Source organism: Pseudomonas sp. BF-RE-22, assembly GCF_019956155.1.
Taxonomy (GTDB): domain Bacteria; phylum Pseudomonadota; class Gammaproteobacteria; order Pseudomonadales; family Pseudomonadaceae; genus Aquipseudomonas; species Aquipseudomonas migulae.
Map to the genome: position 1 here is coordinate 1 of NZ_JAHBDD010000082.1, position 2,193 is coordinate 2,193.

Annotated in this window: 2 protein-coding genes; both read right to left on the bottom strand. The window is 59.8% G+C overall.

Annotated elements, in window-relative coordinates:
• Nucleotides 1-94: 94 nt before the first annotated feature.
• Nucleotides 95-1,309 carry a class I SAM-dependent methyltransferase gene (locus KGA82_RS27195; RefSeq protein ID WP_223453174.1) on the bottom strand — a complete coding sequence of 405 codons (1,215 nt, stop codon included), beginning with the start codon at nucleotides 1,307-1,309 and terminating at the stop codon, nucleotides 95-97.
• Between the two features lie 228 nt (nucleotides 1,310-1,537).
• Complete coding sequence (locus KGA82_RS27200; RefSeq protein ID WP_008025698.1) at nucleotides 1,538-2,155, bottom strand: TPM domain-containing protein; 618 nt, start codon at nucleotides 2,153-2,155, stop codon at nucleotides 1,538-1,540.
• Nucleotides 2,156-2,193: the final 38 nt, after the last annotated feature.

Genomic DNA, 2,193 nt, shown 5'->3' on the forward strand with positions numbered 1-2,193 from the left:
GGCGATGGCATCACCGCGGTCTGTCAGATGCACCGCGGTGATGCCATCGCCAGCAAGCCGGCTCCTACAGGTATTTGTCGGCACGCAGCAAGGTTTAGAGGTAGTTGTCAGCGCGCAGCAGGGTTTCCAGGCAATGTTCGGTGATGTGGTAGAAATCCTTCAGCTCCTGAATTTTCACCAACAACTGCGCCGGGTCCACCGGCTCGGCGCGCTTGACCGCCAGGATCATCTTGTTCTTGTTGGTGTGGTCCAGTGAGATGAACTCGAAGACCTTGGTTTCATAGCCGCAGGCTTCAAGGAACAACGCACGCAAGCTGTCGGTGACCATTTCCGCTTGCTGACCCAGGTGCAAACCGTATTGCAGCATCGGCTTGAGCAGCGCCGGGCTCTGGATCTGCAGGCGGATCTGCTTGTGGCAGCACGGCGAGCACATGATGATCGACGCGCCGGAACGAATGCCGGTGTGGATCGCATAATCAGTGGCGATGTCGCAGGCATGCAGCGCGATCATCACGTCCAGCTCGCTCGGCGCCACACTGCGCACGTCACCGCACTTGAACACCAGCCCCGGGTGTTCCAGTTTCGCGGCGGCGGCGTTGCACAGGTTGACCATTTCTTCACGCAGCTCGACGCCAGTCACTTCGCCTTCGGCGTTCAAGGTGTTGCGCAAATAGTCGTGGATCGCGAACGTCAGGTAGCCCTTGCCCGAACCGAAATCCGCGACCCGCACCGGTTTGTCCAGCGCCAGCGGCGAGGTGGTCAGGGCATGGCTGAAGACTTCGATGAACTTGTTGATCTGCTTCCACTTGCGCGACATCGCCGGGATGAGCTCGTGCTTGCTGTTGGTCACACCGAGGTCGGCGAGGAACGGTCGGCTGAGGTCGAGGAAGCGGTTTTTCTCGCGGTTGTGCTCGGCGGACGGCACTTCGCGCAATTGCTGAGGTTTGCTCTTGAACAGCGAAGACTTGCCCTTTTTGCTGTATTCGAGCTGGGCTTCGTCGGTCAGCGACAACAAATGCGCATTTTTGAACGAGGCCGGCAGCAACGCGGCGATGGTCGCCACGCCCTCGGCCAGCGGCAGGTTCTTGGTGATGTCGCGAGTTTTGTAGCGGTAGACGAAGGACAGGCAAGGCTGATCCTTGACCGTCAGTTGCTTGATGATCAGCCGTTGCAGATCCGCTTCGGTGCCGACGTACTTGGCCAGCACCAGTTTGATAAAGGCATTGGCGTCGAGGCTGGTTTGCAGCAGGTCGATGAACTGGGCGTGGTGATCCGGCGCGAGGCTGGCGGGAGTGGCGGTGACGGACATGGAAAAAACGGCCTCGGGCGGAGCGAATCGGGAATGGCGGGTATTTTAGGGGGGATGGCCGTTCAGGGCACGGCTAATTTCCCGAACGGTTCAGCATGTGAACGCATTCCCCTGTGGGAGCGAGACCGGCTTGCCGGCGATGGATTCAAGAGCACCGCGATTTTCCTGCAACCCCGCGTCATCGTTGACGACCATCGCGAGCGGGCTCGCTCCCACAGGGGATCAGCGTCAGCCTAGAACCACCAACCGGTTCGGCAACTCATTGCGCACATGCGTCACCGGCACATGCACCTTGAGCAGCTCACCGCACGCTTCCACGCACGTGACAAAACCCTGCAACGTCTGCCCCTGTTTCACCTGCTGGGTGAACGCCGCCACAATGGCGTCCCAGTTTTTGTTGTCCAGCCGTTTGGAAATCCCTTCATCTACCAGGATTTCCACATAGCGCTCGGCCTCGCAAACGAAAATCAGCATGCCGGTGCTGCCGACGGTGTGGTGCAGGTTTTGCTCCAGGAACTGCCGGCGCGCCAGGTTCGAGGCGCGCCAGTGACGCACCGAGCGCGGGATCAGGTGCGTGGTGACTTTCGGAATGCGGAACACCAGGCACAGCACGATGAAGGTGAGCCATTGCACCAGCAGCAGGCTGTGCATGGTCAGCCAGCCGGTCAAATAATGCACGACACCCGGCACCACCAGCGCCAGCAGGCTGGCCCATAGCAGCGGGATGTACGCATAGTCGTCGGCGCGGGCTGCAAGCACCGTTACCAGTTCGGCGTCGGTGTCGCGCTCGACCCGGGCGATTGCCTCGGCGACTTTGCGTTGTTCGTGTTCAGTCAGTAATGCCATGTCTTAAAGTGCTCGTTCATTATTGTTATCACCCTGTC

Coding starts and splice junctions, on each gene's coding strand:
- KGA82_RS27195 (WP_223453174.1), bottom strand. CDS start 1,309: ATGTCCGTCACCGCCACTCCCGCCAGCCTCGCGCCGGATCACCACGCC.
- KGA82_RS27200 (WP_008025698.1), bottom strand. CDS start 2,155: ATGGCATTACTGACTGAACACGAACAACGCAAAGTCGCCGAGGCAATC.